Genomic DNA, 24461 nt, shown 5'->3' on the forward strand with positions numbered 1-24461 from the left:
CCTCTCTCAAAAATGCCTGCATTTTTGAGAAGCGTGTCGAAGCTTTTCGACACGGTGCGGCCGGAATATTCCGGCCGCTCTTTTCATATAGTGTTTCAAACACGAAGGCGAACGTGCCTTTGCCAAAGGGAGTGGAACACTATGGAACTGGAATTAGAGCGGACTGAGCTGAGCGGCTATGAGACAGTTTTGAACACCACACTGTTTCAGGAAGAGACCATGGAGATGATCGTACCGGACGCCTGCCCGGATATTCTGCGTATCCTGGATACCGAGGGCTGGGTGGAACTGAAAAGCCGGGAGGCATCGGAGGGGCATGCGGCCGTCTCCGGTACCATCCGGGCATGTGTGCTGTACCTGCCGGACGGAGAAGAGGGGATCCGCCGGCTGGACGTCTCCATCCCCTTCAGCGGCGGCGTGGACGGGGCCAGGCTGAACCACCGGTGCAGTCTCGTCTCTCTGGGCCGGATCGAGGGGGCGGAGACCCGTGCGCTCAATCCGCGCAAGGTACTGGTCCGGGTGGGGATCGCCGTGGAACTGCAGGGGTACGCTCCGCTGGAAGAGGCGGTGTGCTCCAGCGTACACGCCGAGAGCAAGACCGGGGTGGAGCAGCTCTGTGAGACCTGCCACACCTACGGCGTGGTGTGCGTACAGGAAAAGCCCTTCCAATTTTCCGATGAGGTGACCCTGCCGGGCAGCAAGCCCCAGGCCGCGGAGCTGCTCAAACAGCGTGTGACGGTGGTATGCACCGAGTCCAAGGTGATCGGGAATAAGCTGATCTTTAAGGGAAATGTGAATCTTCAGGTCCTCTATCGCAGTGTGGACCATCAGATCTGCGACAGCCTCTTTGAGCTTCCGTTCTCGCAGATCATGGAGGTCTCGGGCGGCGGGGAAGAGGCCGACTGTACCCTGGAGATTATGGCCACCGAGGTCCAGTGCAGTCTGGAGTCGGGGGAAGACGGAAGAATCATCCATGTTGCGCTGGAATTGCTGGCCCAGGCCGTCCTGCGGGCCGAGCGCAGTGTGGCGGTCCTGTGCGATCTGTACAGTACCTCTTATCTGCTGGAGGCGGATCGCTGCACCCACTCCATGGAGCATCTCATCGACCGCAGCGTCAAAACGCCCGCTCTGCGGGAGGTGGTGGAGTGCGGAGAGTCCATCGACAACATTCTGGACGCCTATCTCTCGGTGGGGCGGATGGCACAGAACCGGGAGGGAGAGCGGCTGGTGCTGGAGGCAGAGGTGCGCGCGACCATCCTTTACCGCACCGAGGGCGGAGAGTCGGGCAGTGTATCCCGCGTCTTCTCGGTGCCGTGTAGCCTAGAACTGCCGGATGGGTGCAGCTGTACCTGCGTGTGCCGCTGTCCCGAGCCCGTCTTTGCCACGCCCACCGCAGGCGGGATCGAGGTGCGCTTTGCCGTGGAATTTCGCTATATGGCCCTGCGCAACGAGCCCATCACCGGGATCTCCGCGGCCCGGCTGGATCCGGACTCGCCCAGAGACCGGGACCACCAGCCCTCCATCGTGCTGCGGATGGTCGGACGGGGAGAGCGGCTGTGGGACATTGCAAAGTGCTATGGGACCACCATGGCCGAGATCTGCCGGGCCAATGCATTGGAGGAAGAGCAGGCCCCCGGCGGGCAGCTTCTTCTGATTCCCCGGAAACGTGCCTGATGGATACCGCCGCCGCAGCGGCACAGACGGTGGGCTGCGGCGGCGGTGTACCCGGGGCGGGCGTCTGATTTTCTGCCCGGTGAGGTATAAGTCAGAGCTTATCCCCATAGCTATATAGGGAAAACGACCGGCACACAAGATGCGGGGGAGCCCTCGTATCCGGCCGAAGGAGGAATTGCAATTGGAAGAGCGCAAGATCTATGAGGATATTGCTCTGCGTACCGAGGGTGATATTTACATCGGTGTGGTGGGACCGGTGCGGACCGGAAAGTCCACCTTTATCAAGCGGTTCATGGAGACCATGGTCATCCCCAACATTGAGAACGTCTACCGGCGGGAGCGGGCCAGAGATGAGCTGCCCCAGAGCGGCTCCGGACGGACCATCATGACCGCCGAGCCGAAATTCGTACCCGAGGAAGCGGTGGAAGTCACCATGGAGAATGGGGCGGCTTTTTCCGTCCGGCTGATCGACTGCGTGGGCTATCTGGTCCCGGGCGCGGTGGGACAGATGGAGGACGACAGCCCCCGCATGGTGACGACCCCCTGGTACGACTACGAGATCCCGATGACCGAGGCCGCGGAGATCGGGACCCGCAAGGTGATCGCGGAGCACTCCACCATCGGGATCGTGATCACCACAGACGGCAGCATCACGGACATCCCCCGGGAGGACTATCTGGAGGCCGAGGAGCGGGTCATTTCGGAGCTGAAGGAGCTGGGGAAGCCCTTCCTGGTGGTGCTCAACTCCGCCTACCCGAATTCCGAGCGGGCGCAGGCCATCCGCGCGGATCTCTCCTCCCGGTACGATGTGACCTGTGTGGTGGCAAACTGCCTGGAGCTGGATGAGGCGGATGTCCGCGATATCATCAAGGGCGTGCTCTACGAGTTCCCGGTGAAGGAGCTGGACCTGTTCCTGCCCCCCTGGGTGGACGCACTGGACTATACCCATCCCATCAAGAGCAGTCTCTATGCGGCCATCCGGGAGGGTGCCAGTGGGATGCGCCGTATCCGGGACGTGGAACAGGCGGTCCACTCCATCGCCTCCTGCGAAAACGTCAGCAGCGCGCAGATCTCTGCCATCAGCCTGGGGACCGGCGTGGCGGCCGCCACCCTGGATCTGCCCCGGAGCTTGTTCTACGGGACTATCTCCGAGCAGTCCGGCTTTGCCATTCACGACGACGGCGATCTTTTGGGCCTGCTGACCGAGCTGTCCCATGTCAAATGTGAGTACGATAAGGTGTCCTCCGCCCTGGAGGACGTGAAGCAGACCGGCTATGGTATTGTGATCCCCAGCACGGATGAGTTGGTGCTGGAGGAGCCCGAGATCGTGAAGCAGGGCGGGCGATATGGGGTCCGTCTGAAGGCCTCCGCGCCCTCCATCCATATGATCCGGGCGGACATCGAGACCGAGGTCTCTCCCATTGTCGGCAATGAAAAGCAGAGCGAGGAGATGATCAATTATCTCCTCCAGGAGTTTGAGGGGGACACCAAGGCCATCTGGCAGTCCAATATCTTCGGAAAATCCTTCCACGAGCTGGTGAGCGAGGACCTCAATACCAAGCTCAAGCGGATGCCGGAGGATGCCCGCGGAAAGCTGCGGGAGACCCTCCAGCGGATCATCAACGAGGGGTCCGGCGGACTGATCTGTATTATTCTCTGAGTGTGATTGGGCATTCTTCCTGTCGCGGCCCGGGCCGACAGGAAGAATGCCTTTTTGCTGGCGTGAAAAGCACTTGCCTGGGGTGGACAAAGGGTGTTATAATCGGCACAAACCCTTTGGATGGGAGGCGGAAACGCGATGCATGTGATCGTTTGCCTGGATGACCGCGGTGGGATGCTCTTCCACCAGCGCCGTCAGAGCCGGGACCGGGCGGTTCAGAGCGATATCCTCCAGATGTGCCGGGGAGAGGTTCTATGGATGAACCGCTATTCCCAGGCCCTGTTTTCGGACGCGGAGGGAAATGCCATCCGGACGGCGGAGGATTTTCTGGAGCAGGCAGGAGCGGGCGAGTACTGCTTTGTGGAGACCTGTGCGTCCCTCCGGCCCTATGAGAAAAACATCGAGCATCTGATCCTGTACCGCTGGAACCGGCACTATCCCTCCGATGCCAGGCTCGATCTGGACCCGGCGGCCGAGGGCTGGCGGCAGATCGGCTGTACGGAATTTCCCGGCCACTCCCATGAACGGATTACGAAAGAGGTCTATACAAGATGAAACTGATCCACACGCTGTTCCTTCCAATCCTTCTGACCGGCAGCCTGCTTCTGAGCGGGTGTGAGACGGGCGGTCCGGCTGCCACGTCGGCCGGGTCCTTCAACCTGAGCGAAGTCCCGCCGTTTTCCGGCGAGCCCTATGTGGCCTTGAATGAGAACCAGCCCGATTTTCCCGAGGAGGACTTTACCACCAATTCCTTTGAGTCCTACGGGCCCCTGGACGAGCTGGGCCGCTGCACCACCGCCTATGCCAATATAGGGGTGGATCTGATGCCCACCGAAGAGCGGGGGAACATCGGACAGGTCAAGCCAACCGGGTGGCAGACCGTCAAATACGATATCGTGGACGGAAAGTACCTCTACAACCGGTGCCATCTGATCGGGTTCCAGCTCACGGGCGAAAACGCAAATGAGCAGAACCTCATCACCGGGACCCGGTATCTGAATGTAGAGGGGATGCTCCCCTTTGAAAATCTGGTGGCCGACTATGTGAAGGAGACCGAGCACCACGTGCTCTACCGGGTCACCCCCATCTATGAGGGGGACAATCTGGTGGCCAGCGGCGTACAGATGGAGGCCCAGTCGGTGGAAGATGACGAGGTCTGCTATAACGTCTATGTCTATAACTGTCAGCCCGGGATCGAGATCGACTATGCCACCGGGGAGAGCTGGCTGGCAGAGACGGCGGAAGAGCCGAGTCCCACCGAGAACACGGCTTCCGGGGAGGAGCGGTATGTACTCAACACCTCTTCCAAGAAGTTCCACAAGCCGGACTGCTCCGGCGTTCAGAGTATGAGCGAAGCAAACCGGCAGGACTATACGGGCGAGCGGGACGCCCTGTTGGAGCAGGGGTACCAGCCCTGCGGGATCTGCAAGCCATAAAGATAGCACACAGCGGCCTGTTTTTCGGGCCGCTGTGTGTGTTTTTGTGGGGAGTGGACCATACTAAGACCATACAAATGGCAGGAGCAGAGGGGAAATAGCTTGCACTTTTTGGTATATATAGTACAATAAACATGACCCACGCAAAATATGGTGGAAAAGGGGTGCCTCAAATGGAAGCATTCGAGTTAAAGCCGGGACTGTATTTTACAGGCGCGATCGACCATGACCTCCGGGTATTTGACATCATTATGTACACGGAGTACGGAACGACCTATAATTCCTATGTCCTGAAAACCCAGCACCACACGGTCCTCTTTGAGACCGCAAAGGCCAAGTGTCTGGAGAGCTGGCTCAAGAAGGTGGGGGAGATCACTCCCATTGAAGAGGTGGACTATCTGGTGGTCAGCCATACGGAGCCCGACCACAGCGGAAGCATCGAGCGGCTGCTGGAGCTCAATCCCCGCCTGAAGATCGTGGGGACAGGCTGTGCGCTGCAATTTCTCCGGGAGATCGTAAACCGTGATTTTTATTCCATTCCCATCAAAGACGGGCAGTCGCTGACGGTGGATGACAAGACGCTGGAATTTATCGTGGTGCCCAACCTCCACTGGCCGGATACCATGTATACCTATATCCCCCAGGATCGGGTCCTTGTCACCTGCGATTCCTTCGGCTCCCACTATGCCATGGACGGCGTGCTCCTCAGCTCGGTCACCGACCGGGAGGGCTACCGCCGGGCCGCCAAGTACTACTTTGACTGTATCATCGGACCCTATAAATCCTTTATGCGCAAGGCGCTCCAGCGGGTCAAGCCCCTTGCGGTGGACATGATCTGTCCGGGACACGGGCCGGTTCTGGATCAGGACATCGACTGGATGTTCCAGACCTATGAGGAGTGGTCTGCCGTCCGGAATCCCAACCCCAGACCGACGGTCATCATCCCCTATGTGAGCGCCTACGGCTATACCGGCATGCTGGCTCAGGCCATTGCGGAGGGCATCCAGGCAAGCGGCGCGGTGGATGTGCGCCTCTATGATATGGTAAAGGCAGATCCCGCTCAGGTGGGGGAGGAACTCCTCTATGCAGACGGAATTCTCTTTGGCACGCCCACCATTGTGGGGGAGGCCCTGCGGCCCATCTGGGATCTGACCAGCGGCATGTTCGCGGCCACCCATGGCGGAAAGCTGGCCAGTGCCTTTGGAAGCTACGGCTGGAGCGGCGAGGGCGTGCCCCACATCATGGAGCGCCTGAAGCAGCTGAAGCTAAAAACGGTGGAGGGCTTCCGGGTCCGCTTCAAGCCCAGCGAGCCGGAGCTGGAGCAGGCCAGGGAATTTGGCGTGCGCTTTGGTGAGACACTGCTGAAGCAGGCGGACGATGTGCCGCGGGCACCGGCGCGGAAGGTAAAGTGCGCCATCTGCGGCGCGGTCTTTGACGAGGGAACGGAGGTCTGCCCGGTCTGTAAGGTGGGCAAAGAGCATTTTGTGCCCCTGGCCGGAGAGGCCGCGGATCAGGAGAAGACGGAAAAGGTACGCTGCAAGATCTGCGGGGCCGTTTTCGACGGAGACAAGGAGAAGTGTCCGGTCTGCGGCGTGGGGCCGGAGTACTATGTCCCGGTCCGGGAGACCAAGCAGAAGGAGGAGAAGAAGCGGGGCCGCAAGCTGGTGAAATGTCTGGTCTGCGGCGAGATCTTTGACGCCTCCCTGGACACCTGCCCGGTGTGCGGCGTGGGCCGGGAGAAGTTTGTGGAGGTAGAGCTGGACGAGGTCACCTTCCGCAACGACACCCAGAACACCTATGTGATCCTGGGCAACGGCTGCGCGGGCGTCAACGCCGCGGAGGCCATCCGGGAGCGGGACAAGACCGGACGCATCCTGCTCCTGTCCGACGAGGGACCGTCCTACCAGAGACCCATGCTGACCAAGGCCATGCTCTCCGGCCTGAGCGAGGAGCAGATCGCCCTCCATCCCGCCGGATGGTATGAGGCCCAGCAGATCGTGCCCATCCTGCACCGCAAGGTCCTCTCGGTGGACACGAAGGGCAAGGAGGTCACCCTGGACGGGGATTACCGCCTGCCCTACACGAAGCTGATTTTTGCCCTGGGCAGCGAGAGCTTTATTCCGCCCATCCCCGGCCATGAGCAGGCGGGCGTGGTGGCCATCCGGCGCATCTCCGACGTGGAGAAGATTCAGACCATGGGGAACCAGCTCCGCCGGGCCGTGGTGATCGGCGGCGGCGTGCTGGGCCTGGAGGCCGCCTGGGAGCTGCGCAAGGCAAAATGCGAGGTGACCGTCCTGGAGCTGGCCCCCCAGATCATGGCCCGCCAGCTGGATGACCAGGCCGCCGAGCTTCTGCTGAAGCAGTGCGGCGGGCAGGGCGTGCGCGTGGAGACCGGTGTCAAGATCGCGGCCATCGAAGGGGATGGAGCGGTCAGCGGCGTGCGTCTGGAGAACGGGGAAGTCATCCCCGCGGACCTGGTGGTCATCTCCTGCGGCGTGCGGGCCAACACCGCCATTGCGCAGGAGGCCGGGATCACGGTGGACCGGGCCATCGTGGTCAACGAGTCCATGGAGACCAATGTGCCCGGCGTCTATGCCTGCGGAGACTGCGCGCAGTTCCAGGGCGTCAACTACGCCCTGTGGCCGGAAGCCCAGGCCCAGGGCAAGGTGGCGGGCGCCTGTGCCACCGGAGATCTGGTGACCTATCAGCCCATCACGCCGGTGCTGGCCTTCCATGGCATGGGGACGGAGCTCTTTTCCCTGGGAGACCCGGGCAAGACACCGGGTATATCCTATAAGACCGTGGAGATCCGCCAGGACACCCAGGGACATCTGGAGCGCTATTACTTTGCCAACGGCGCGCTGTGCGGCGTGATCCTGCTGGGAGATCTGTCCCGCATGGGCGAGATGATACAGGCCATCGAGGAGAAGCGGACCTTTGCTGAGGTCTTTCCCAGCTGAGTGACCGGATAACCGAATCAACCGATGAAAAAGACGCAGGTGAGGAGAGCATCCATCACCTGCGTCTTTCTTACGCCTTTCTTATCTTATCAGTGCGCTTCCTGGGAGCCGCGCTCCACCAGTTGTTCCAATGCCCGCCGGCGGAGGATCTGAACGGTGCGGTACCCGGTTTTGATCCAGCCCAGGCGGACAAATTCCCCCAGGACCCGGCTGACCGTCACCCGGCTGACCCCCACCGACGCGCCGATCTCCTCATGGGTACAGAGGATCTCCCCGCGGTCGGAAGCGGCGGAGAGGGAGAGCAGATGCCGTGCGATCCGCTGGTCCGCCTGGAGAAAGGTGCTGTCCACATGGACGGAGAGGAGCCGGACCGTCCGTGCCAGATACTCCAGCATGGGGATGGCAAGGTCCGGATGTTTTTCAAAGACCTGCTGAAGGTGTGCCCGGTCCACGACGACCAGGGAGCAGGGGGTGACCGCCACCGCAGAGGAGACCCGGGGCTGACGGTCGAAGAACGAGGCCTCTCCGATCAGCTCGCCGCCATAGTGAAAGGTCAGGATCCGCTCCTCTCCCGATTCTGCGCTCAGGAAGCATTTTACGGTCCCGTCCATGATGTAGTAAAATTGGGACGCTTCGGTCCCCTGTAAATAAATGAGTTGCCCCGGAGCGTAGAGCTGAGGCTTTTTGCCCTCGGCAAGAGGCGCCCATACATCCATATGCGAAGTCCTCCGATGTACTGTATTGTTTTAATTGTATCACAGTTTACATTCTTTCCGCAAGAAACCTGTCATAATAAAAAGCACAAAACCATACACAGGAGGAATGGATCATGGGAATGACAATGACCCAAAAAATCTTGGCAAAGCATGCCGGCGTATCCGCAGTGGAGGCCGGACAGCTGATTGAGGGGAAGCTGGATCTGGTCCTGGGAAACGATATCACGACCCCTGTGGCGATTACGGAATTTGAAAAGGCCGGCCTGACGCAGGTCTTTGATCGGGATAAGATCGCGATTGTTCTGGATCACTCCACCCCCTGCAAGGACATCAAGTCCGCGCAGCTGTGCGCCCAGGCACGCTCCTTTGCACAGCGCTTCCAGATCACCCACTTCTATGACGTGGGCCAGATGGGCGTGGAGCACGCTCTTCTGCCGGAAAAGGGCCTGGTCGCCCCCGGTGAGGTGGTGATCGGCGCCGACTCCCACACCTGTACCTACGGCGCGCTGGGCGCGTTTTCCACTGGTGTGGGCTCTACCGATATGGCGGCCGGAATGGCCACGGGCCTTGCCTGGTTCAAGGTGCCCTCCGCCATCAAGGTGACCCTGCACGGCTCCTTCCGCCCCTATGTGTCGGGCAAGGACCTGATCCTGCACCTGATCGGCATGATCGGGGTGGACGGCGCCCTCTACCGCTCGCTGGAGTTTACCGGCGACGGAGTGGCCGCCCTCTCCATGGATGACCGCTTCACCATTTCCAACATGGCCATTGAGGCCGGCGCGAAGAACGGCATCTTCCCCGTGGACGACACCACCCGAGCCTATCTCCAGGGCCGGGTCAGCCGGGAGTGGGAGGCCTTTGAGGCCGACCCGGACGCGGTGTACGAGCGGGAGATCGAGATCGATCTCAACACCCTCCAGCCTACGGTGGCGCTGCCCCACCTGCCCTCCAACACCCGCAGCGTGGACGAAGTGGCCGGGACCCCCATCCAGCAGGTCGTCATCGGCTCCTGCACCAACGGCCGTCTGGAGGACATGCGCAAGGCGGCCGAGGTCCTGAAGGGACGCAAGGTCCACGACGGCGTGCGCTGCATCGTGTTCCCGGCCACCCAGCAGATCATGCTGGACGCCATGGCCGAGGGTCTGATCCAGATCTTCATTGAAGCGGGATGCGCCGTCTCCACGCCCACCTGCGGCCCCTGCCTGGGCGGACACATGGGCGTGCTCTCCGACGGCGAGCGGGCCATCTCCACCACCAACCGCAATTTCGTGGGCCGCATGGGACCGGTGAGCTCGGAGATCATCCTGGCCAGCCCGGCGGTGGCCGCGGCCTCCGCGGTGGCGGGCTGTGTGGCAAATCCCCAGACGCTGTAAGCGCCGATACTGGAACAGAAAGGAAGTCAACCATGAAGGTCTTTAAATATGGCGACAACGTGGATACCGACGTGATCATTCCGGCCCGCCATCTGAACAATCCCGATCCCAAAGCTCTGGCCTCCCACTGTATGGAGGATATCGACGCGGACTTTGCCAAGACCGTGCAGCCGGGCGACATCATCGTGGGCGGTGCCAACTTCGGCTGCGGTTCTTCCCGGGAGCATGCGCCCCTCTCCATCAAGGCGTGCGGCGTGAAGTGCGTCATCGCGGCCTCTTTTGCGCGGATCTTCTACCGCAACTCCATCAACATCGGGTTCCCCATCATGGAGTGCCCGGAGGCTGCGGCCGAGATCCAGGCCGGCGATCAGGTCAAGGTGGACTTTGCCACCGGAAAGATCGTGGACGAGACCACGGGGAAGGAGTACCAGGCCGCGCCCTTCCCGGCCTTTGTCAGCGAGATCATTGACAACGGCGGCCTGCTCCGCTCCCTGAAGGTGCGCGGAGTGGCCAAATAAGAGGGGAGGACACAACAATGGACTTTAAGATCGCACTGATCCGCGGAGACGGCATCGGCCCCGAAGTGGTGGGCGAGGCTGTCAAGGTTCTGGATGCCGTGGGCGAGCGGTTCGGACATACCTTTACCTATACGGACGTCCTCCTGGGCGGCTGCGCCACCGATGCGGTGGGGAAGAGCTACCCGGACGGAACGGCGGAGAAATGCAAGGCCTGCGACGCAGTCCTTCTGGGCGCGGTGGGCGGACCCAAGTGGGGCTCGGACCGCCCGGCGGAGGAGCGGCCGGAGACTGCCCTGCTGGCCATTCGCCGGGACCTGGGGCTGTATGCCAACCTGCGTCCCGCGGCCCTGCGTCCGGCCATGGCGGACGCCTGCCCCCTGAAGAAGGAGACGGCGGAGCAGGGGATCGACCTGCTCATGGTCCGTGAGCTGACCGGCGGCATCTACTTCGGACAGCGGGAGAAGTACCAGACCGAGGACCGGGGGATGGAGTGCGCCGACCGCATGGCCTACTCCGAGATGGAGATCGAGCGCATCGGCCGCCGTGCCTTTGAGCTGGCCCGCCTGCGCCGGAAGAAGGTCTCCAGCGTAGACAAGGCCAATGTGCTGGAGACCTCCCGCCTGTGGCGCTCTGTGATGCACCGCCTGGCGGAGGAGTACCCGGATGTGGCCTATGAGGACGTCCTGGTCGACAACTGCGCTATGCAGCTGGTCCGTGCGCCGGGGCAGTTCGACGTGGTGGTGACCGAGAATATGTTCGGCGACATCCTCTCCGACGAGGCCAGCATGGTGACCGGCTCCATCGGGCTGCTGCCGTCGGCCTCCATCGGCGACAGCGCCCCCGGCCTCTATGAGCCCATCCACGGCTCTGCCCCGGACATCGCGGGCCAGGACAAGGCCAATCCCATCGCCACCATCCTGTCCGTGGCCATGATGATGCGCTACTCCTTCCACCTGGAGGCGGAGGCCAGCGCCATTGAGGCCGCTGTGGACGGCGTGCTGGCCGACGGCTGGCGGACCGCCGACATCGCAGAGGCCGGTGTCACCCCCATCGGTACCAAGCAGATGGGCGATCTGATCTGCCAGAAGCTGCGGGCATAAAAGGCACGGGCGAAAAATCCGTCTGCAAAAAAGGCCCATGCTTGTCAGAAAAACAAAAGTCTGTTACAATCGACATGGAATACGAAAGGGAAGTGACAGGCTTGGTTTTAACGATCGACGTGGGCAATTCCAATACCACAATTGGGCTGTTCCGGCAGGATGGGACGCTGGTATTTCGTTCCGTCCTGCCGACCTATAAAAGCGCGACTCAGGACCAGTGGGCCATCCAGCTTCTGGACGTCTTTCGGCTCCACGGGGCGAGTGTGGCGGACACCAGCGGGATCATGATCTCCAGCGTGGTGCCGCCCGTCACGGCGGCCATCTGCGGCGCGGCGGAGTTCGTGGCAGGGAAAAAGCCTATGGTCATGGGACCGGGGGTCAAGACGGGACTGAATATCAAGTCCGACCTCCATGCACAGCTGGGAAGCGACATTGTCGCCTTCTCGGTGGCCGCCATCGCGCGCTATCCCTCACCCCTGATCGTCATTGATATGGGAACGGCCATCACCATGTCTCTTTTGCAGGGGAACAGCTATGAGGGCTGCATCATCATGCCCGGCGTTCGGGTGGCGGTGGAGGCCCTGTCTCAGGCGGCGGCCGAGCTGCCCCACATCTCCATCGAGGCGCCCGAGAGTCTGCTGGGGCACAATACCGTCAACGCCATGCGCTCCGGCGTGGTCTACGGAAATGCCAGCATGATCGACGGCATGATCGATCGGATCGAGGCGGACAGCGGTATGTCCATTGCCTCCATCATCGCGACGGGAACCGCTGTGCCGGATATTTTGAAGCATTGCAGGCATTCCATCGTCTATAATGCAGATTTGCTTCTGGATGGACTCTTTCTCATCTACCAGAAAAATCAGGCGCTCCGGCACCGGCGTATGTGAAGGAATTCCGTATCGGCCGGGCAGAAATGACAGAAAACATGCAGAAACGGGGAAGGGCTTCCGGTTCTTTTGGAAAAAGGAACAAGAGGCCCTTCTTTTCTGCCCTGTAATCTGCAGGAAGCGATCGGTAAAATCAAATTTTGAAAGTTTTGAAAATCGTACTTGCATTTTTGAGGGAAGGAACATATAATAACATACAGAACGGAATTTTGGAGTTGGAGGAGATCCACATTGAAAGAGCTATCCCGAATTGCAGAGTCTGTCCAGGCTTCCACCACCATGGCCATCGATTCCCTGTTTAAGCAGATGAAGGCGGACGGCATTGATGTTATTGGCTTTGGTGCGGGCGAGCCGGATTTTAATACGCCGGACGAGATCAAGGCGGCGGGCATTCAGGCCATTGAGCAGAATGTGACCCGCTATACGCCTGCGGCCGGTACCGTAGAGCTGCGCCAGGCGGTCTGTGACCGCATCGCGGCTGACTGCGGCGTGCAGTATAAGCCCAACCAGGTGGTGGCGACCAGCGGCGCCAAGCATGCGGTCTATCTGGCGCTGCGCGCACTGGTCAACCCCGGCGATGAGGTCATCCTGCCCGCGCCTTACTGGGTCAGCTACATCGAGCTCATTCGGATGGTGGGCGGCGTGCCCGTGGTGGTGACGGCCACCGAGGCGGAGCACTTCAAACTGAGCAAGGAAAAGCTGGCCGCTGCCATCACGCCCAAGACCAAGGCCCTGATCCTGAATAACCCCTCCAATCCCACCGGTATGGCGTACAGCAGGGAGGAGCTGGAGGACATTGCCCAGGTCTGCGTTGCCAATGACGTGTATGTGATCAGCGATGAGATCTACTATGGCCTGCTCTATGACGGACGGAAGTTCACCAGCTTCGCCAGCCTGAGCCCCGAGGCCAAGGAGCTGACCATCCTCATCAACGGTGTGTCCAAGTCCTACGCCATGACTGGCTGGAGAATCGGCTATGCCTGTGCCAATGACCGGATCGCCAAGGTGATGGCAAACTACGTCAGCCACTCCACGGGCTCTCCCGTGGCCATCTCCCAGAAGGCGGCGGCGGTGGCGCTGTCCGGCCCCCAGGAGAAGATCGAGGAAATGCGCAAGGCCTTTGAGGAGCGGCGCAACTATCTGGTGGAGCGGATGAACCGCATTCCCGGGGTCAGCTGCCTGTGCCCGGAGGGCGCCTTCTATGTGATGATGAACCTGGAGCAGCTGATCGGTAAGACCATCCAGGGCGTGGAGATCACCGATGACGACGTATTCGCCGACGCCTTCCTGAAAAAGGGCCTGGTGGCGGTGGTGCCCGGCGCCGGATTTGGCGCCAAGAACTTCGTGCGATGGTCCTATGCCACCTCCATGGACAACATCCGGGAGGGCCTGGATCGTCTGGAGCGGTTCCTGGCAGAATAACTCAATTTACGTAATTCTACCTTATAATATAATAAGGAGAGCGCCCGGAACACAGAGAGATCTGTGCGCCGGGTGCTCTTTTTTGGGCAAAGAGGACAGCGCGTTCCGGGGAACAATTGCCTGCATGGAACATATGTGTTATAATCTACTTCACATAGTGGCCCTTCTGGTTGCATAAGATGGGACGGCAGGGGAGGGAGACTATGGATTGGATGAACTACATACGGAAAAAGCGGTGGACCGGGATCGCGCTGCTCTTGCTTTTGGCGGTGGCATTGCTTCCGAATCACTCGGAACGGGTTCCGGCTTTTGCGCCGGCCTCCGGGGACCCATCGGAGCTTCTGATCATCGACGCGGGACACGGTGGGGAGGATGGGGGAGCGGTCTCCCTCACCGGCACGCCGGAGAGTGGGATCAATCTGGCCATCGCATGCAATATGGAGGATATTCTGGCCTTCTGCGGGCAGCCGCCGCTGCTGCTGCGCCGTGATGACCGCTCGCTCCATGACAGCTCGGCCCAGAGCCTGCGGGAGAAAAAACGCTCTGATCTCCACAACCGTGTGGCGCAGATCGAGCAGTTTCCGGAGGCCACGCTCATGAGCATCCACCAGAATTCCTTTCCCAACGGGGCCTACCATGGCGCGCAGGTGTTCTATGCCAACGAGAACCTGAGTCTGCCCTTTGCGGAGCGGACGCAGACGCTGCTGCGGGAGACTCTGGATCCGTCCAATCAGCGGGCCGCCAAGCCCATTTCCAAAGATGTCTATCTCATGAATCATATTTCCTGCCGGGCCATTTTGGTGGAATGCGGCTTTCTGACCAATCCGGAGGAGGAGGCAAAGCTCCGCAGCAGCGTGTACCAGTGTCAGCTGGCCGTGGTGCTGTCGGGAGCCTGGCTCCAGGAACTGACGCAAATGTGAGGAGCTTATACAGATGAAAGCAAAGGTCCAATTTTATTGTACAGAGTGCGGAAACGAGCTGCCCAAATGGGCGGGGCAGTGCCCGGCCTGCCACGCATGGAACACCATCACCGAGCGGCCTGCCGAGAGCAAGCGAAAGGCCGCCGGCAGCAGCATGAGCGTATCCATGCGGGAGAGCGGACGCACGTCGCTCCGCCTGCCCAAGCAGATGAAGGAGATCGAGGCCACCCACGAGCTGCGCTTTGAGACGGGGATGAGCGAACTGGACCGGGTGCTGGGCGGGGGAGCGGTCAAGGGCTCCCTGGTCCTGGTGGGTGGCGCGCCGGGCATCGGCAAATCCACCCTCATGCTCCAGATCTGTGACCATCTCTGCCGCTTTTCCAAGGTGCTCTATGTCTCCGGGGAGGAGTCGGAGCGCCAGATCAAGCTGCGGGCGGAGCGCCTTCAGATCCACAGCGACGGACTTTATCTGCTCTCCGAGACCAATCTGGAGGAGGTGGTGGAGGCGGTAAACTCCTTGAATCCGGATATTCTGATCATCGACTCCATCCAGACCCTCTACAATGGAGATCTCTCCACCGCACCGGGAAGCGTCGGGCAGGTGAAGGAGTGCACCATGACCCTGATGCAGCTGGCAAAGGGGAGTGGTGTGACTATTTTCGTCATTGGACACGTGAACAAAGAGGGCTCCATCGCAGGTCCGAAAGTGCTGGAGCACATGGTGGACTGCGTGCTGTATTTCGAAGGAGAGCAGCAGATGGCCTACCGCATCCTGCGGGCCGCGAAAAACCGGTTTGGCGCCACCAATGAGATCGGGGTCTTTGAGATGGCCGACCACGGATTGTCAGAAGTTCCCAATCCGTCCGAGATGCTGCTGGACGGGCGCCCGCAGGACACGCCGGGCACCTGTGTGACCTGTGTGATGGAGGGCGTACGTCCGGTGCTGGCCGAGGTGCAGGCCTTGCTGGCGCCCACCAGCTTCAATGTGCCGCGCCGCACCTCCAACGGCTTTGATTTCAACCGGGCTGTGCTGCTGCTGGCCGTGCTGGAAAAGCGGGGCGGGCTGATGGTCAGCACCTGCGACGCCTATATCAACGTGATCGGCGGCCTGAGTCTGGAGGAGCCCGCCGCAGATCTGGCCATGATCATGGCGCTGGCGTCGAGTTTTCGGGATAAGCCCATTCCAAACGATCTGGCGGCCATTGGAGAGGTCGGACTGACGGGCGAATTGCGTTCGGTCAGCGCACTGGGCCAGCGATTGAGCGAAGTGCGCCGGATGGGCTTTACCAAGTGCCTGATCCCGGCGCGCAGCAGCGGCACGCTGTCGGTCCCGGATGGCTTGCAGCTGATCCGCGTCAAAAACATCCGGGAGGCGCTGGCTGCCATCCTGTAAGAGAAAAACAGACGTACAACACGAACTTTGCACATAGATAGATGTACAACGCGAAACCAACGATATGACACCCGAGAAAGGAGGACAGAATGGCGTTCGGGGAAGTGCCGATGGGCCCCTATTTACAACTCAACAAAATAAAAATTTTGTTGAGTTGAGTGGAGGGTTTTCCGGCTCTTCTCCGGTTTTGGCCCGATTTGGGCCCTGAAACCCCATTCGACGCACCTTGGACTACCGTACCGAAGCTCCGAAATTAATCCGTGATTTTTTGACGTATCATCGCACCATTCAGGGTCACTCTTTAAAAACGATCGACGAATATTATCTGGACCTGCGCACCTTTTTCCGCTTCATGAAGCTGCAAAAAAAATATGTGCCGGCCCAGACTCCCATGGATGAGATTTCGGTTTCCGATGTGGATCTCGCATTGGCGCGCAGCGTCACGCTGGCCGACGTCTATGCGTTTATGGATTACCTGGACCGGGATCGCAGCCTGAGCGCACCCACCCGTGCCCGGAAAGTCGCCACCATCCGCTCCTTTTATAAGTATCTGACCAGCAAGGCAAAATTGATCGAAGAAAATCCCATGAATGATCTGGATGCCCCGCGGCTGAAAAAAACGCTGCCCCGGTATCTGGACCTCCAGCAGTGCATCCAATTGCTGGAACACGTGGACGAGCCCAATCAGGCCCGGGATTACTGCATCCTGACCCTCTTTTTGAACTGCGGCATGCGGATTTCCGAGTTAGTCGCCCTGAACCTGACCGATGTGCGGGACAACCAGATCCGCGTGCTTGGCAAGGGCAACAAAGAACGGGTGCTCTTTCTGAACGACGCCTGCCGGCAGGCGCTGGATGACTGGCTGGAGGAACGCAGCCACTGTGCCTCGGCCGATCCGGACGCCCTGTTCATCACCCGAAAGCATACCCGCATGACCAAGGACGCGGTCCACTATATGGTCAAGCAGCGCCTGAAAAAGGCCGGCCTGGACAGTACGCTCTACTCCAGCCACAAGCTGCGGCACACCGCGGCCACTCTGATGCTGCAAAACGGCGTGGATGTGCGTACCTTGCAGGAAGTCCTGGGGCACGACAACCTGAACACCACCCAGATCTATACTCACGTGGACAATGAAAATCTGAGGACCGCCGCAAAGGCCAATCCTCTGGGCCAGATCCGGAGAAAAAAAGCGGAATCCTCTTCGGAAGAAGAATGAGTTTTTTGGGGCCTCCCCCCCTGCCCTCCTCCCTATTTTGGCCTGATTTTGGGATTAAATGAGGGATCTTACCCCTAATATGTGAATAAAGCGCACTTTTTCGTAAGAATAGGAGCGGAGCGGGCGGTAATCGGAATCCATGGAATGGGTGGCCACCAGAATATTCTGCGGGTTCGGACGCCTTCCCACGGCCACCACAATGGAAGTGTGACTGAAGCGGCCATATCCGAGATCCAATTGGACAAAATCGCCCGGCTTGATTTCCGCCATGGGGGCCTCTCTGCCGAAGGGGCCCTCATTCTCCTCTTCCCGCACCAAAAAATTCCGAAAATACTCCACGCCGCTCCATGCAGGCGCTTTATCGTTGGCATTGCGGTAATACCACCCAAACGTGGGCGTAAAATTCATGACGCCCGACCCGGCATAGAGGCATTGCGAGGCAAAATTGGTGCAGTCCCCTCCGATGTCCTGGTAGTCGTAGTAACGCGGGTTCCGGCGATAGGCCCACTGGTGCGCATAGGTCACGGCACGGACGCGATCGTATGGAAATGTCAGCATACAGCACTCCCCTTTCCAAAGCATTGTATGCCCGATTCCTCCGGATTGCGCCTGCGGAGAGCAAAAAATGCGATGTGTTCGAAAGGAACACATCGCATTTTTCAAGACTTGACTTGGATCGATTACGCCTTTCCGTCGCAGCCCAGGACGTTGATCAGCTTATGCTTGACCAGCTCCTTGATGTTGGCGCGGGCGGGCTTGAGGTACTCGCGGGGGTCGAACTTCTCGGGATGCTCGTTGAAGAACTGACGGATGGTACCGGTCATGGCCAGGCGCAGATCGGAGTCGATGTTGATCTTACAAACGGCGCCGCGGGCGGCCTGACGGAGCTGCTCCTCGGGGATGCCGACAGCGTCTGGCATCTTGCCGCCGTTCTCGTTGATCATCCGCACGAACTCCTGGGGCACGGAGGAAGAACCGTGGAGCACGATGGGGAAGCCGGGCAGACGCTTGACGATCTCGTCCAGGATGTCGAAGCGCAGCGGAGGGGGAACCAGCTCGCCCTTCTCATTGCGGGTGCACTGAGCGGCGGTGAACTTGTAAGCGCCGTGGCTGGTGCCGATGGCGATGGCCAGAGAGTCACAGCCGGTCTTGGAGACGAATTCCTCGACCTCCTCGGGACGGGTGTAGTGGGAGTCCTCGGCGGAGACGTTGACCTCATCCTCTACGCCGGCCAGAGCGCCCAGCTCAGCCTCGACGACGACGCCGTGGTCATGGGCATACTCGACGACCTTGCGGGTGATCTCAATGTTTTCAGCAAAAGGCTTGGAGCTGGCGTCGATCATGACGGAGGTAAAGCCGCCGTCGATGCAGGACTTACACAGCTCGAAGGAATCGCCGTGGTCCAGATGCAGGCAGATGGGCAGACCGGTCTCCTCAATAGCGGCCTCCACCAGCTTGATCAGGTAGGTGTGGTTGGCATAGGCGCGGGCGCCCTTGGAAACCTGAAGGATCAGGGGAGCATTGACTTCCTTGGCCGCCTCAGTAATGCCCTGAACGATCTCCATGTTGTTGACATTGAATGCACCAATGGCATATCCGCCGTCATAGGCCTTTTTGAACATTTCAGTAGTGGTAACGAGAGGCATAAGGCTCATCTCCTTTTTTAAATTACAAGTAGATTTTATCATTAGACATTGATAATTACAAGAGGGCATGATATAATAATGCGAAATTTAGATTTGAGTACATAAATATCTAAATTTCTCAGTTAAGAAAGGAAAAAACTGCACAAAAACAACGCAAAAAACACTTAACGGGAGGATTAAGCTATGAACGAACTCAAGGGCGCGTGCATTATTGGTCAATCTGGTGGTCCTACTGCGGTGATTAACGCCAGTGCGCTTGGCGTAATTCGCACTGCACTGGACAATGGGAACATCACTCGGGTGCTGGGAGCTGCCCACGGCATCAAGGGTGTGCTGGAGGACCGCCTCTATGACATGGGTCAGGAGGATGCCGCCGAGCTGGATTTGTTGAAATATACCCCCTCTTCTGAGCTGGGCTCCTGCCGCTACAAGCTGGCCGACCCCGACAAGGACGATACTGATTATAAGCGTATCCTGGAGATCTTCAAAAAATACGACGTTCGCTACTTTTTCTATAACGGCGGCAACGACTCCATGGACACCTGCAACAAGATCTCCAAGTACATGCAGAAGTCCGGCTATGAGTGCCGCATCATCGGCGTGCCCAAGACCATCGACAACGACCTGAACGGCACCGACCACTGCCCCGGCTTTGCCTCCGCGGCCAAGTTCATCGCCACCTCCTGCATGGAAGTGCACCGCGATGCCCACGTCTATGACACCGGCATGATCACCATCGTGGAGATCATGGGTCGCCACGCTGGCTGGCTGGCCGGCTCCGCCGCCCTGGCCACCTGGGCCGGCTACGGCCCCGACCTCATCTACCTGCCCGAGGTCGACTTTGACATGGACCGCTTCATCGCCGACGTGCAGGCCATCTACAACAAGACCGGCAAGTGCATGATCGCCGTGTCCGAGGGCATCCACTATGCCGACGGCTCCTTCGTGTCCGAGGCCAAGACCTCTGCCACCGACGGCTTCGGCCATGCCCAGCTGGGCGGCCTGGCTGCCATGCTGGCCGAGGTGGTCAAGTCCAAGACCGGCGCCAAGGTGCGCGGCATCGAGCTCTCCCTGCTCCAGCGCTGCGGCTCTCATGTGGCTTCCAAGACCGACATCGAGGAGGCCTTTGCCGCCGGTAAGGCCGCTGTGGAGGCCGCTGTCTCCGGCGTCACCGACAAGATGGTGGCCTTCAAGTGCAGCCGTGAGGGCGGCTATCACTGCGAGACCGTGCTGGAGCCCCTGGACATCGTGGCCAACTTCGAGAAGAAGGTGCCCCGCGAGTGGATCAATGCCGCCGGCAACGGGATCGAGCAGCCCTTCATCGACTATGTCCTGCCCCTGATCCAGGGCGAGGCCAACGGCCCCAAGGAGAACTCTCTCCCCCGCTTCGCCAAGCTGAAGAAGGTCCTCACCACCTCCATGTAATCGGCGTAATCGGCGCTTTCGCCATCAAAAATGAAAACACAGGGACGGGGGAGAACCCGTCCCTGTGTTTTTTTGCCCATTCCGAAGAAAAAATAGAAGCGCCCGACCGGTAATCCGATCGGGCGCTTTCTGGTTGCTTATTGATCCTTGAGGCGGACCTGCTCCATGCCGGTCAGTGCCCGCATCACGCTGTAAGTCTGCTGATCCAGGCTCTTTTTCATGGAAAGCGCATCCGCAATGTCAAAATCCACATACTGATCGTCCTGGAGGCAGATGACCCGGTTGCTCTCCCCTGCTGCCAGGAGCTTGACCGCCTCGTAACCCATGTAGGTGGCAGTCACCCGGTCCCGGGAGGACGGACGTCCGCCCCGCTGCACGTGGCCCAGAATGGTGACGCGGGTATCCAGCGCAGTGGCCTCCCGGATCTTCTCCGCGACGCCGTAGGCGCCGCCCTCCACGCCTTCCGCCACAATGACCATAAAATGCGTGCGTCCGCTCAGACGGGCCCGGCGGATGGGCTCCATCAGATCGTGCTCGTAGTCAATGTCCTGCTCGGGGACCACAACGGCCGTCGCGCCGCAGGCGACGCCCACATAGAGGGCCAGATGTCCGGCGTGCCGTCCCATGACCTCCACCACCGAGCAGCGCTCGTGGGACTGCATGGTGTCCCGCAGCTTGTCAATGGAGTCCAGCGCGGTATTGCAGGCGGTATCAAACCCGATGGTGTAGGAGGAGCAGGCGATGTCGTTATCGATGGTTCCGGGGATACCGACAACCGAGACCCCCAGCTTGGACAGCTCCAGAAGGCCGCGGAAGGTTCCGTCTCCGCCGATTCCCACCAGGCCGTCGATCCCCAGGAGCTTACAGGTGCCCACGGCTTTCTCTCTCCCCTCCGGGACCATAAACTCCTTGCTCCGTGCGGAGTAGAGCATGGTGCCGCCCTGACGGGAGATCCCGCTGACGCTTTCGAAATCCAAGGGGAGCACATCGCAGTTGATGAGACCATGATATCCGCGCCGGATACCGATACATTCGATCCCCATATGCAGCGCCGTACGGGCCACCGAACGGATCGCCGCGTTCATTCCGGGTGCATCACCGCCGCTGGTAAATACGCCGATCCGGCGTACTTGCTTTCTTTCCATGGAAAGAGCCTCCTTCTTACCGAGCATTTGCATCGTGATATTGCTATTATAGCACACTTATTGCCTTTCTACAATGTAATTTCAAGAAAAACAAGTCTCAAAAGACTTCATAAGAAAATTAATGTAAATATAAAACAGAAAACAGAAAAGAAAGAATGCAGTCCGCAAAATAATACGGACTGCATTCGTCTGCTATGTTATACCTTAAGCTCGGTTTCCTTCTGGCTCAAAGCGGCGGCGTGGGCCTCCAGAACGGGATTGACATACTCGTTCAGGAAGTCGGTCACCTGCTCGGGGCACCGGCCGATGTAGCGGCTGGGCTCCAGATGGGCGGTCAGCTCCTCCCGGCTCATGCCGAACATGGGGTCGGCCGCGATGAGATCGATCAGGTTGTTGCTCAGGCCCAGATCCTTGACGTTTCGGCCGGCCTCCAGGGAGTGGACGCGGATGCGCTCATGGAGCTCCTGGCGGTTTCCGCCCCGCTTGACGGCGTCCATCATGATGTTTTCGCTGGCCATGAAGGGCAGCTCCTCCAGCACGTGCTTCTCAATGACCTTCTCATGCACGACCAGGTTGGAGGCCACATTGCTGTAAATGTTCAGGATAGCGTCCACAGCCAGGAAGGCCTCGGGCACGGAGATGCGCTTGTTGGCGGAGTCGTCCAGGGTGCGCTCAAACCACTGGGTGGCGGCGGTGACCGCGGGATTGGCGGCGTCGGCGATCACATAGCGGGCCAGAGAGCAGATGCGCTCGCACCGCATGGGATTGCGCTTGTAGGGCATGGCGGAAGAGCCGATCTGATTCTTCTCAAAGGGCTCCTCCACCTCCTTGAGGTGGCAGAGCAGGCGGAGATCGGTGGCGAACTTGCTGGCGGACTGGGCGATGCCGGACAGGGTGGCCAGGACGGCCGCGTCCACCTTGCGGGAGTAGGTCTGGCCGGAGACCGGGGTGACGGCGTCAAAGCCCATCTCCCGGGCGATCTGGCGGTCCAGCTCCTTGCACTTCTCATGGTCGCCCTCAAAGAGCTCCAGGAAGCTGGCCTGGGTGCCGGTGGTGCCCTTGCAGCCCAGCAGGCGCAGGCTGGAGATCCGGTACTCGACCTCTTCCAGATCCATCAGAAGCTCGTTCATCCAGAGGGTGGCGCGCTTGCCCACGGTGACCAGCTGCGCGGGCTGGAAATGGGTAAAGCCCAGGGTGGGCAGCGCCTTGTACTCGTCCGCGAACTTGGCCAGATGGGCCAGAACCTGGACCAGCTTGTCCCGTACCAGCTCCAGACCCTCCCGCATCAGGATCACGTCGGTGTTGTCACCCACATAGCAGCTGGTGGCGCCCAGGTGGATGATGGGCATGGCCTTGGGGCAGATGGCGCCGAAGGCGTGGATGTGAGCCATCACATCGTGGCGGAGCTGACGCTCCTTCTCGGCGGCCAGATCGTAGTCGATCTCGTGGAGGTGGGCCTCCATCTCATCGATCTGGTCCTGGGTGACCGGAAGGCCCAGCTCCATCTCAGCCCGGGCCAGGGCGATCCAGAGCCGCCGCCAAGTGGTGAACTTTTTGTCGGGAGAAAAAATATATTGCATCTCATCGCTGGCGTAGCGCGAAGAGAGCGGACTCTCATATACCTGCTTACTCATTTCAGAAACCCCTTTGTGCGTCAGTTTCGGAGCGGGCGGGCGCATTCCGCCCCACTCCAACGACCTTATCTTAAAAAGTATAGCATAAAATGAAAATCCTCACAAGTCATTCCTTTTCTCCCGGCGCGACGGTCACAGCGGGGCGCCCGACGCAGCGAAGGGCTCCAGCGTGCGGGGCAGGATCCCGTTGAGATAGGCGATCAGAATGCCGTAGTTGGTGATGGGGACTCCCTGGTCGGCCGCCGTGCGCTGGCGGAACTTCATCTCCTTCTCCCCCAGCGTGCAGCCGCCGCAGTGGATGACCAGCTTGTACTCGCTCAGATCCTCCGGGAAATCCCGGCCGGAACAGAAGGTGAAGGCGGGCTCCACCCCGGTAAACTTGTGGACCCAGCGGGGCAGCTTGACCGTACCGATGTCCTCACACTGCCGGTGATGGGTGCAGCCCTCCGCGATCAGGACCTTGTCCCCGTCCCGCAGCTGGGACACGGCCTGGGCACCCTGGGTGGTGAGGGCCAGGTCCCCCTTATAGCGGGCCATCAGGATGGAGAAGGAGGTCAGCCACACCGAGGGCGGGACCATCTTGGACACCGAGGCAAAGACCTGGCTGTCCGTGATGACCAGCTTGGGGAGCTGACCCAGCTTGTCCAGCAGGAGGGGCAATTCGGTATCCCGGCACACCATGACGCAGGCCCCCGCCTCCAGGCAGTCCCGGATGGTCTGCTGCTGGGGCAGGATGAGCCGCCCCTTGGGGGCCGACCCATCCAGGGGAACCACCAGGACAACGGTGTCCCCCGTCTCCAGAAGATCGGCCACCAGGTGACGCTCCGGCTGCTCCTGCACTGCCGCCTTCGCGGCGGCCTCCCGGAGCTCGTGGATGTGCAGGCCGGTCTGCGCGCTGGTCCAGATCGCATGCTCTTCCGGGGGCGGGACGGCGGGGAGCAGATCGGCCTTGTTCCAGACTAGGAGGAAGGGGATCTGCCGCTCCCGGATCAGGGCGAGCCATTCCTGCTCCTGGGGGCCCAGGGGCTGGGTGGCGTCAGCCACCAGGATGGCGAGATCGGCCTTGTTGAGGACCTGTTTGGTCCGGCGGACACGCAGGGCGCCCAGCTCCCCCTCGTCGTCAAAGCCGGGGGTGTCGATGATCTGGACCGGACCCAGCGGCAAGAGCTCCATGGCCTTGTACACGGGATCGGTGGTGGTGCCCTTGGTATCCGACACGATGGACAGGTCCTGTCCGGTGAAGGCGTTGACCAGACTGGATTTTCCCACGTTCCGCCGGCCCAGAAAGGCGATGCGCAGGCGCTCGCCGGAAGGGGTGTCGTTCAAGCTCATA

At 60.2% G+C, this 24461-nt stretch carries 20 protein-coding genes; 14 read left to right on the forward strand and 6 right to left on the reverse strand.

The features are described from left to right. The first annotated feature begins 141 nt into the window (after positions 1-141). From GPK94_RS09745 to GPK94_RS09765, 5 genes are all read left to right on the forward strand, one after another. The gene (locus tag GPK94_RS09745) at positions 142-1674 is read left to right on the forward strand and encodes an SPOCS domain-containing protein (protein ID WP_215655669.1); all 1533 of its coding nucleotides are present in this window, start codon (positions 142-144) and stop codon (positions 1672-1674) included. A 181-nt stretch (positions 1675-1855) separates the two neighbouring features. After that, a complete protein-coding gene (spoIVA, locus tag GPK94_RS09750; protein WP_346728011.1) occupies positions 1856-3334 on the forward strand; it encodes a stage IV sporulation protein A in 1479 nt (492 codons plus the stop codon). Between the two features lie 138 nt (positions 3335-3472). Next, positions 3473-3889 carry a hypothetical protein gene (locus tag GPK94_RS09755; RefSeq protein ID WP_101693107.1) on the forward strand — a complete coding sequence of 139 codons (417 nt, stop codon included), beginning with the start codon at positions 3473-3475 and terminating at the stop codon, positions 3887-3889. Then, complete coding sequence (locus tag GPK94_RS09760) at positions 3886-4770, forward strand: DNA/RNA non-specific endonuclease (RefSeq protein WP_215655671.1); 885 nt, start codon at positions 3886-3888, stop codon at positions 4768-4770. The genes GPK94_RS09755 and GPK94_RS09760 overlap by 4 nt, the downstream gene beginning before the upstream one ends. Positions 4771-4943: 173 nt before the next feature. Next, on the forward strand, positions 4944-7730 hold the full coding sequence (locus tag GPK94_RS09765) for an FAD-dependent oxidoreductase (protein WP_215655672.1): 2787 nt from the start codon (positions 4944-4946) through the stop codon (positions 7728-7730). A gap of 89 nt (positions 7731-7819) precedes the next feature. On the opposite strand, the gene GPK94_RS09770 is transcribed toward GPK94_RS09765, so the two are convergent. Further along, a complete protein-coding gene (locus GPK94_RS09770) occupies positions 7820-8446 on the reverse strand; it encodes a Crp/Fnr family transcriptional regulator (protein WP_101693104.1) in 627 nt (208 codons plus the stop codon). 113 nt (positions 8447-8559) lie between these two features. On the opposite strand from GPK94_RS09770, the gene leuC reads away from it, so the two are divergent. The 8 genes from leuC (at position 8560) to GPK94_RS09810 (ending at position 17278) form a co-directional block, all read left to right on the forward strand. Next, positions 8560-9819: a 3-isopropylmalate dehydratase large subunit gene (gene leuC / locus GPK94_RS09775; protein WP_101693103.1), complete on the forward strand. Its 1260-nt coding sequence runs from the start codon at positions 8560-8562 to the stop codon at positions 9817-9819. Positions 9820-9851: 32 nt separating this feature from the next. Then, the gene (locus GPK94_RS09780; RefSeq protein ID WP_186963826.1) at positions 9852-10337 is read left to right on the forward strand and encodes a 3-isopropylmalate dehydratase small subunit; all 486 of its coding nucleotides are present in this window, start codon (positions 9852-9854) and stop codon (positions 10335-10337) included. A 17-nt stretch (positions 10338-10354) separates the two neighbouring features. Then, positions 10355-11437, forward strand: coding sequence for a 3-isopropylmalate dehydrogenase (leuB, locus tag GPK94_RS09785; protein ID WP_186963827.1), 1083 nt, complete (start codon positions 10355-10357; stop codon positions 11435-11437). Positions 11438-11538: 101 nt separating this feature from the next. Further along, positions 11539-12327, forward strand: coding sequence for a type III pantothenate kinase (locus GPK94_RS09790; protein WP_101693100.1), 789 nt, complete (start codon positions 11539-11541; stop codon positions 12325-12327). Between the two features lie 231 nt (positions 12328-12558). After that, positions 12559-13749 (forward strand): pyridoxal phosphate-dependent aminotransferase, encoded by a 1191-nt coding sequence (locus tag GPK94_RS09795; RefSeq protein WP_235964215.1) that lies wholly within the window; start codon positions 12559-12561, stop codon positions 13747-13749. Positions 13750-13952: 203 nt separating this feature from the next. Continuing rightward, positions 13953-14669, forward strand: coding sequence for an N-acetylmuramoyl-L-alanine amidase (locus GPK94_RS09800; protein ID WP_252192562.1), 717 nt, complete (start codon positions 13953-13955; stop codon positions 14667-14669). A gap of 13 nt (positions 14670-14682) precedes the next feature. Further along, positions 14683-16062, forward strand: a complete 1380-nt coding sequence (gene radA / locus GPK94_RS09805) for a DNA repair protein RadA (RefSeq protein WP_101693098.1) — start codon at positions 14683-14685, stop codon at positions 16060-16062. A 268-nt stretch (positions 16063-16330) separates the two neighbouring features. Continuing rightward, entirely contained in the window at positions 16331-17278 is a 948-nt protein-coding gene (locus GPK94_RS09810) for a tyrosine recombinase XerC (protein ID WP_252192563.1), read from the forward strand. Positions 17279-17332: 54 nt separating this feature from the next. Here GPK94_RS09810 and GPK94_RS09815 read toward each other — a convergent pair whose 3' ends face one another. After that, the gene (locus GPK94_RS09815) at positions 17333-17836 is read right to left on the reverse strand and encodes an amidase domain-containing protein (protein ID WP_215655674.1); all 504 of its coding nucleotides are present in this window, start codon (positions 17834-17836) and stop codon (positions 17333-17335) included. A gap of 122 nt (positions 17837-17958) precedes the next feature. Next, positions 17959-18924, reverse strand: a complete 966-nt coding sequence (gene fba / locus GPK94_RS09820) for a class II fructose-1,6-bisphosphate aldolase (protein ID WP_186963831.1) — start codon at positions 18922-18924, stop codon at positions 17959-17961. A gap of 183 nt (positions 18925-19107) precedes the next feature. Here fba and GPK94_RS09825 point away from each other — a divergent pair, with 183 nt between their 5' ends. Beyond that, positions 19108-20349, forward strand: coding sequence for a 6-phosphofructokinase (locus GPK94_RS09825; RefSeq protein WP_186963832.1), 1242 nt, complete (start codon positions 19108-19110; stop codon positions 20347-20349). A gap of 137 nt (positions 20350-20486) precedes the next feature. On the opposite strand, the gene pfkA is transcribed toward GPK94_RS09825, so the two are convergent. The 3 genes from pfkA to hydF all read right to left on the reverse strand — a co-directional run bounded on the left by pfkA (position 20487) and on the right by hydF (position 24460). After that, entirely contained in the window at positions 20487-21494 is a 1008-nt protein-coding gene (pfkA, locus tag GPK94_RS09830; RefSeq protein ID WP_101693093.1) for a 6-phosphofructokinase, read from the reverse strand. A gap of 197 nt (positions 21495-21691) precedes the next feature. Further along, positions 21692-23128, reverse strand: coding sequence for an adenylosuccinate lyase (gene purB, locus GPK94_RS09835; RefSeq protein ID WP_215655675.1), 1437 nt, complete (start codon positions 23126-23128; stop codon positions 21692-21694). A gap of 132 nt (positions 23129-23260) precedes the next feature. Further along, on the reverse strand, positions 23261-24460 hold the full coding sequence (hydF, locus tag GPK94_RS09840; RefSeq protein ID WP_215655676.1) for a [FeFe] hydrogenase H-cluster maturation GTPase HydF: 1200 nt from the start codon (positions 24458-24460) through the stop codon (positions 23261-23263). Position 24461 lies beyond the last annotated feature (1 nt).

This window comes from Pseudoflavonifractor sp. MCC625, from assembly GCF_018784545.1.
GTDB classification, from domain to species: domain Bacteria; phylum Bacillota; class Clostridia; order Oscillospirales; family Oscillospiraceae; genus Pseudoflavonifractor_A; species Pseudoflavonifractor_A gallinarum.